The organism is Nafulsella turpanensis ZLM-10 (assembly GCF_000346615.1).
Lineage (GTDB): Bacteria > Bacteroidota > Bacteroidia > Cytophagales > Cyclobacteriaceae > Nafulsella > Nafulsella turpanensis.
This window is the reverse complement of the sequence record NZ_ANNU01000006.1, coordinates 222,974-230,796: the sequence shown is the minus strand read 5'-3', so window position 1 is coordinate 230,796 and position 7,823 is coordinate 222,974. Positions and strand designations below refer to the sequence as shown.

7 protein-coding genes are annotated in these 7,823 nt (G+C 47.5%); 3 read left to right on the top strand and 4 right to left on the bottom strand.

Features of this window, described 5'->3' with window-relative positions; genetic code table 11:
• Nucleotides 1-138: 138 nt before the first annotated feature.
• Nucleotides 139-540, bottom strand: a complete 402-nt coding sequence (locus F752_RS23380; RefSeq protein WP_174293624.1) for an SPW repeat domain-containing protein — start codon at nucleotides 538-540, stop codon at nucleotides 139-141.
• A gap of 305 nt (nucleotides 541-845) precedes the next feature.
• Here F752_RS23380 and F752_RS0103770 point away from each other — a divergent pair, with 305 nt between their 5' ends.
• Nucleotides 846-1,301 carry a GreA/GreB family elongation factor gene (locus tag F752_RS0103770; protein ID WP_017730400.1) on the top strand — a complete coding sequence of 152 codons (456 nt, stop codon included), beginning with the start codon at nucleotides 846-848 and terminating at the stop codon, nucleotides 1,299-1,301.
• Nucleotides 1,302-1,725: 424 nt separating this feature from the next.
• Entirely contained in the window at nucleotides 1,726-2,733 is a 1,008-nt protein-coding gene (gene gap, locus F752_RS0103760) for a type I glyceraldehyde-3-phosphate dehydrogenase (protein ID WP_017730398.1), read from the top strand.
• 150 nt (nucleotides 2,734-2,883) lie between these two features.
• Here gap and F752_RS0103755 read toward each other — a convergent pair whose 3' ends face one another.
• From F752_RS0103755 to F752_RS0103745, 3 genes are all read right to left on the bottom strand, one after another.
• The gene (locus F752_RS0103755) at nucleotides 2,884-4,119 is read right to left on the bottom strand and encodes a DEAD/DEAH box helicase (protein ID WP_017730397.1); all 1,236 of its coding nucleotides are present in this window, start codon (nucleotides 4,117-4,119) and stop codon (nucleotides 2,884-2,886) included.
• A 138-nt stretch (nucleotides 4,120-4,257) separates the two neighbouring features.
• Nucleotides 4,258-4,674 carry a DUF6146 family protein gene (locus F752_RS0103750; RefSeq protein WP_017730396.1) on the bottom strand — a complete coding sequence of 139 codons (417 nt, stop codon included), beginning with the start codon at nucleotides 4,672-4,674 and terminating at the stop codon, nucleotides 4,258-4,260.
• 184 nt (nucleotides 4,675-4,858) lie between these two features.
• Nucleotides 4,859-5,821: a pyridoxal-phosphate dependent enzyme gene (locus F752_RS0103745; RefSeq protein WP_017730395.1), complete on the bottom strand. Its 963-nt coding sequence runs from the start codon at nucleotides 5,819-5,821 to the stop codon at nucleotides 4,859-4,861.
• Between the two features lie 270 nt (nucleotides 5,822-6,091).
• Between F752_RS0103745 and F752_RS23375 the strand changes: the two genes are divergently transcribed.
• Nucleotides 6,092-7,717 (top strand): hypothetical protein, encoded by a 1,626-nt coding sequence (locus F752_RS23375; RefSeq protein ID WP_017730394.1) that lies wholly within the window; start codon nucleotides 6,092-6,094, stop codon nucleotides 7,715-7,717.
• The last annotated feature ends 106 nt before the right edge of the window (nucleotides 7,718-7,823 follow it).

Below are 7,823 nucleotides of genomic sequence, written 5' to 3'. Positions count from 1 at the left end.
CTCTGGCTCTTCTCCTTGTCTCATAACGTTTCTTTTTGTGTATCGCTATTTCAGGACGGGACAAATAAATTAATAAAGAAAGCCTGTTCAATCGAGCAGGCTTTCTTTATTAATCTATCTTTCTCTGTTGAACCAAAACTATAAGTGGCTCTCCCTGTGTTGGTGATAAGCATCTCCACGGGTTGCTACCTCATCGTCTGCCACTAAATGGGTGGTTAAGGCAGCAGCAATCTCGGCCAAACCAAACAATAAGTGCGGCAGGTATACATAATCCGCAAAGCCAAAGAACCATGGCGAGGTGGCCAGAAAACCACCTACTATCCCGTCAATCCACAGGTGGGTTTTCATTGATAATTTTCTGCTGGCCCCCATTTCGTAGTCGGTGAACAGGCTGTAAAGGATGCCACTCACACCAACTGCTACAGGTATCCAGGTTTCCCAGCCGCCGGCATCAAAATTAAATAACCAGGGAGAGGCGATGAGTAGTAAACACATAAGATAATCCATTACCCCATGTGTTTTGGTTGATATAAATCTCATATCTGAAAAAATTATGTTTAGAAAAAGTTGTAAAATATTTATTTTACTTGGTGAGGGATTATACGGGCCGGCTCTGTTTTGTTTGCATAAAGACAGAAAAATTTTTCATATTTTATTGTAAATGAGTTGGAAAGGTGTTTGTAGGTAACAAGGCAGGGCACTGGTTTTGTGAAAACAGACTGTACGCCCTAAATTGTATTCCTGTAGCAGGATACCTTTCCTTCTCATTTTTACTTTAGGAATTAAAATGTGGAACATGACGAGAAAAGGTAGGCTCATACCCTCATGCCGGAACAAAAGAACAGATGAAGTCAGAAATAAAAATAAAACTACATGCGCAGTGCCTTCAGTGGGTGGCAGGACGAATAGAAGAAGCCACAAGAACAATGGAGGAAACCCAAGCAGCTGCGAATGAAGAAACTAAAAGCAGTGCGGGAGACAAATACGAAACCAGCCGGGAAATGATGCGGCAGGAGCAGGATAAAGTCGCCTGGCAGCTGATGGAAAATTTAAAGCTGAAGAAGGTGCTGGATAGCCTTAAGCCTGAAATTACCCACGAAAAAGGACAGTTAGGTAGCCTGCTGCGAACCTCAGAAGGAAACTTTTACCTCTCGGCCAGCCTGGGACAGTTAAAAGTGGACGGTGAGGTATATATGATGATTTCGCCGGTTTCTCCCCTGGCGCAAAAGCTGCTGGGTAAGCGGAAAGGGGAAGAGGTCCAGCTGAATGGCCGCCACTTTTATATTGAGGAAGTCCTTTAAACCAGAGAGACAAACAGAATGGAATTTATCATTCCAGAGCAGAGCCGATCATCTTTTTATTTATTGTATAGAAGTATTTAGTAGCGCGATATGAGCGGGGCACACAAGTCGTTTTGCAGGGATTGTTTCAGCAAAACCTGACAAGTGACGAGGGGCTTAAAAGCACGCTGAGCTATGTTTTCAGGGTGCTGAACGACCTCATTTATTCAGAAAAAGAAATGTTAAGTTCCAACAAAGAGTTGCTGAAGACTATAGGAAAGGATTAAGGAGAGCAGTGTCATCCTGCATTATCCACTTTAGTCCTTTCCGAAATATAAAAAAACTAGAGCATCCGGATAACATGCCTGCCAGTGTTTGGTTGACAAAGAAGAGATGGCTTTTAACCGTCTGATAATCAATATTTTTTGTAGCTAAACGATTTTTTATGGCAAATGTAGCAATAAACGGATTGGGCCGTATCGGGAGAGCGGCCCTGAAGGTTATTCTGGAAAACGAAGATCTCAATCTGGTAGCCGTCAACGACCTGGTGCCGGCCGATAACCTTGCTTACCTGCTTCGGTACGATACCGTTTACGGTCGGTACCAGAAAGCAGTGGAGGCGGAAGGAAATAAACTGCTGATTGATGGGAAAGAATACCCGGTTTATAGTGAGAAAGATCCGGCTAAGCTTCCATGGAAGGAGCTGGAGGTAGACCTGGTGTTTGAATGTTCAGGAGTATTTACCAAACGTGCCGACCTGGAGAAGCACCTGAAAGCAGGCGCCCGCAAAGTTATTTTATCGGCCCCGGCAAAAGAAGATGATATACGCACGATTGTCTATGGCGTAAATGCCTGGGACGAGCAGGACGATATTATTTCTACCGCCAGTTGCACTACTAACTGCGTATCGCCGGTAATGGAAATTCTGAATCGTCGCATTGGCGTAAAGAAAGCCAACATGACCACCATTCATGCCTATACTTCCAGCCAAAACCTGGTGGACGGGCCGCACAAGAAAGCCCGCAGAGGACGTGCCGCCGGAGCCAACTTTGTGCCTACCACCACAGGGGCAGCTATTGCCGCGGCTAAGGTAGTGCCTGAAATAGAAGGCCGGTTCGATGGAGCTGCTATTCGTGGGCCGGTACCTGTAGGTTCTATTGCCGATGTAAACCTGGTAATGGAGCGGGAAACTTCAGTGGAGGAAATCAATGATATTTTCCGGGAAGAAGCCGAAAGTGAACGCTACAAAGGAATACTAGGTGCTTCTGATGATGAACTGGTATCATCAGACATCATTCAGGATTCCCGTCCTTCCGTAGTAGACCTGAGCATGACGCAGGTAGTTGGCGGTGACCTGGTAAAGGTAATGAGCTGGTACGATAATGAGTGGGGCTATGTAAACCAGATGGTGCGCGAAGCCAAACATGTACTGAGCATGCAGCATGCAGAGTAACTTTTGTTGATCGTTGCTGGTTGTTTGTGACAGTAGGGCATGTCTACCCTTCCATGAACAATGGGAAAACACCTCTTTTCCTAAATCTTTAAATTGGTTACTGAATACTATCTGCCAACAACCAACAACGGTCAACTAACCAAAAAAAGCCTACTTCTTCTTACGTTTCTTTCCTCCTTTTACCTCCTGATCAGCCTCCTTCATCAGGGCTTTCCAGTTGGTGCTCTTTTCTTCGCTTAAGTCGAGGGTCTGGACATAGGCTTCCTTGTCAATTTCCAGTACCCGAATTTCCTTGCCCAGGAAGGATTCTACGGCTTCCAGCATCTCTGTTTCCTCAGGGCTGCAGAACGAAATGGCCGTTCCTTTATGAACGCCGCGGCCTGTTCTTCCTACGCGGTGTACATAATTTTCGGGCTGGTCGGGTATATCATAATTAATAACATACTCAACATTGGGTATATCAATGCCTCTGGCGCTTACGTCTGTGGCAATCAGCATTTGCTCTTTATTGTCCTTAAACTGCCTTAGTACCTCTAAGCGATCCTGCTGTTCCTTTCCGCCATGAATAATGAGGCTTTTAATGTCTACACGCTCCATTGCCTTCGCTACTCTTTCGGCCCTTACTTTGGTGCGGACAAAAACCAGCATTTTACTGTCGGGCTTTTCCTTTACCAGGCGCTCCAGGAAAAAGCGCTTATCGTCCATTTCAATAAATGCAACCGTGTGGTCCACGTTTTTTGATACCCGGTCTTTAGGGGATATTTGAATGCGAATAGCGCGGCGAACAAGAGAATAGGCTAGCTCTTTTATTTTCTCATCAATCGTAGCCGAAATGAAGAGAGTTTGCCGGTGGCGGGGTAACTGGGCGATCAGCTGGCGTATATCCATCAGAAAGCCTTTTTCGAGCATATGGTCGGCTTCGTCGAGTACCAGTATTTCTACTTTGTTGAGCCGGATGAACCCCTGGCTCACGAGGTCGAACATACGGCCTGGAGTGGCTACCAGTATATCGATGCCCTTTTCGAGCTGTGCAATTTGCGGCTCCTGGTCCATGCCCCCCACCACGCACATGGTATTAACGCGGGTATGACGTCCCAGCTGTTCAAATACCTCCGTAATCTGGATGGCCAGTTCGCGGGTCGGCACCATAACCAGGCATTTGATTCCTTCTTTGCGCTGAAATTTCTTTCGCTCGTGCAAAAGGTGCAGCACGGGTATGGCGAAGGCCGCTGTTTTACCAGTACCGGTCTGGGCGATGGCCAGCACATCTTCTCCCTTTAATATGGGCGGAATGGCCTTGTACTGAATATCAGTAGGGCGTTTAAAACCCATTTTGTCAAGGCTCTTTTTAATCTGGGGAGAGATGGCGTAATCTTCGAATTTCATGCTGCAATGATTAAAAACCGATGGAATTTGCTGCTGTGTTGGAAAGCAGAAAGGTTTGTTCCATTAGGCACGACAAAGATACAAACTTCTCAGCCAGCCTAGTGCGGGTCTTTTACTTATTTTAAGAGAGTAGCCGGCTTAGTTCGGAAAGTTATAGCGGTCGCCGTATAAAGATTCGATGTAGCGGAAGTACCAGAACAGCTCATAGTTGAGTTCAAGCCCGTAATCTTCCATCGGGCTATAGTCAATTCTGTTTTGAAAAGGATAATCGAGTGAACCATTCATGGGTTGCAGATCAACTTTTTCGTTCCAGGACCTGACATAGCGTTCATTCCAACGCTCATAGTAAGAGGGTGAATAATAACTTACAGGTCGTGCATAGGTAGCTTTCCAGGTCTGGAAGCCTGGGTCAAGGATAATGAGCTCATGTTCTTCTCCATCGCCCTCCTGCTGGCTTACCAGGTTAGGGGAGGCTGGTGCATCGTTTTGTGGAATGCCTCCGGGAGAGCAGGCGGCAAGACTAAGGAGACAAAGGATATATAGGAACTGTTTCATAATGCTGTTTTCTTTATTTAAGAACGCAGCAATCGGGAAAATAGTTGATTTGCCCCTTCAGCGGTTAAAGCCAGGGAGTATTTTGGGGTAAAAGTAATAACATTGCCCTTTTACTAAAAGCCAGGTGCGATGGATTGACTGTCCAGTCTACAGTTACTTACTGCTGCTACTATTTTAAAACCACCTAAAAGGGCAGTTGCTCAAGGTCTACATTTCCGCCGGTAAAAATCAGGCCGATGTGCTGACCCTTCCAGTGCTCTTTGCTTTGTAAAACAGTGGCTAAGGGCACCGCAGCCGAAGGCTCTACAATTACCTTCATGCGCTCCCAAATCAGGCGCATGGCCGCAATAATTTCCTCTTCCGAAACCCGGATGATTTCCTGCACATGCTCCTGTATGAGGGCAAAAGTTTTTTCGCCCAGGGAGGTGCGGAGGCCATCTGCCACCGTATTGGGGCCCGTCTGGGGAATGAGCTTTCCGGCCTGCAGCGATTGCCAGGCATCGTCAGCCCCGGCAGGTTCTCCTGCAATCACCCTGGTGCCGGGGGAAAAGTAGTGTGCAGCAAGGGCAGAGCCGCTGAGTAATCCTCCGCCACCCACAGGAGTGATGAGTATATCAAGTGGCTCGGCTATCTGCTCGAACAGCTCCATGGCAGCGGTAGCCTGGCCGGCAATTACCCGGTAATCATTGTAAGGGTGTATAAAAGTAGCACCGGTCCGTTCCACCACAGCCTCCAGCGTATCTTCCCGGGCCTGTAAAGTCGGCTGGCAAAAAATTACTTCCGCCCCATACTCTTTTACCGCAGCTACTTTTACCTTCGGCGCATTTTGGGGCATTACAATGTAAGCCGGAATGCCAGCCTGTCGGGCAGCGAGGGCCAGGGCCTGGGCATGGTTGCCGCTGGAGTGGGTGGCCACTCCTTTTTGCCGTTCTGCCTCCTCGAGCGAAAAAACCGCATTGGCGGCTCCACGCATTTTAAAAGCGCCTACCTTTTGCAGGTTTTCGCACTTGAAGTAGAGCTGAGCGCCTGCCATTCGGTTAATGCTTTGGTTGGTCAGCACAGGGGTCTGGTGAACATAGGGTGTAATGCGCTGCCGGGCAAGTTGAAGGGCCGGCTTATCGGGCTGGGAATCAGAAGGTGAAGACATCGTACAAAAGGTTTATTAAATGATTGTTAAATCGGGCTCCGGCCCAGCAAAGGCTACTTAATTTTTCCGTAACACCTCCTGCTTTACTTTAACCATAAGTTAAAAGGCTTTACGCTTTGAGGTAATAGTTTTTTTGCAGCTTTGTAACAGAATCAGGAACCAAAGTAAACCTTTTATTTTAGACATGAAACGAGCCGGCAGAACTTTTTCTCCTGCAGAGAAATGCTTTAAGGCTTGTTTAAGAGACCTTTAAAACCAACACTCAAACAGATGAAAAAACTGAATGCGTATTTTTTATTAATGCTGATGATGGGGCCTGGCTTTTTCACAGCTTGTGATGACGAAGGAACTGAGCCTGCCTTTGCCGCGCCTGAAATTGAGGCGGTAAATCCGGCGGTGGAACAGCAGCCGGGAGGAGTGGCTAATATTGACCTGAGTGTAAATGCTGAAGCTGGCATCAAATCCATAGAAGTGTCCGGCGATGCGGAAGGAAATGTCGACTTTGTAGCAGATGATAATACCCAGGTAGTTTCTTATGACTTTAACCTGCCCGCAGATGCGGCAGAAGGGGATGCTTACGAGCTGGTGTTTACAGTAACAGATAATCAGGAAAGAACAGCATCCGCCAATGTAACAGTAACGGCTACCGCTACTCCTGTTAATACCATTGTGGTGGAGTCGAGCGAAGAGGGGGTAGGAAATACCACCTGGACTTCAAATAACATCTACGTTCTTTCCGGGCTCGTTTTTGTAAACGAAGGGCAGACACTTACCATTGAGCCGGGCACTATTATTAAAGGCACTGCCGGTACTGGTTCCGGGGCAAGTGCTCTTGTGGTGGCCCGTGGTGGTAAAATAATGGCCGAAGGTACTGCTGAGGAGCCGATTATCTTTACTGCCCTGGAAGATGAAATTCAACCCGGTGAGGTGAAAAGCACCCTTCCTCTTACCGCCCGCGGCCTTTGGGGAGGACTGATGATTTTAGGAAATGCATCCATTACCACCCAGGCGGGAGAAGCCGGAATCGAAGGTATACCGGTAGAGGAAACCAGGGGCATTTATGGAGGCACAAATGATGCAGATAATTCTGGTGTACTCAGGTATGTGTCCATTCGCCATGGGGGTACTGAAATTGGTGCAGGAAACGAAATTAATGGCCTTACCCTGGGTGGTGTAGGCAGCGGTACTACTGTTGAGCATGTGGAGGTCATCTCTAATAAAGATGATGGTTTTGAGTGGTTTGGCGGTACCGTAAATACCAAATACCTGCTATCGGCCTACAATGGCGATGAAGGAATGGACTATGACCAGGGCTGGAGAGGGAAAAACCAGTTCTGGTTCGTGTACCAGGATACAGAGGGCGATAAAGGCGGGGAGCATGATGGAGGCAGTTCGGACTGCGAAACCTGCGAGCCCTACTCCATGCCGGTAATTGCCAATGCCACTTATGTAGGCGGCGGAGCCAACACCCTGCTGGTATTCCAGGATAATGGGGCCGGTACTTATGTAAATTCCATTTTTGCGAACTATAGCGAAGGTATCCAGGTAGAAGATTTGGAGTCGGGAGAAGATAGCTATAACCGCTTTGTGATGGGCGAGCTGGCTATTCGTAACAACATTTTCCACAATGTGGCAGGTAACGATGCTACGAAATACATCGTCCTTTCCACAGGCGCCAACGCTGGAACAGACTTATCTGCCGAAGCAGGTTTTGCCGATAACATTACCTTAGACCCTGAATTTAACAGTCTCTTCCTTCCTGCTGCGGATGTTTCCGGTGCGGGCGTAGTAGAAGGAGACTTCTTTACCACAGTCGATTTTATAGGTGCTTTTGACCCAGCAGCCGAAACCCCCTGGCATGCCGGCTGGACCGAGTGGTCGCAACATGTCCAGTAAGACTGACCTTATTGGATCCCGAGGGAGGGCTGGCCGGAAGGTTAGTCCTTCTTTATTTTTAAGGGAATAAAGTTTGTTAATTCAGTGTTAAGAATGGCTTTTATTT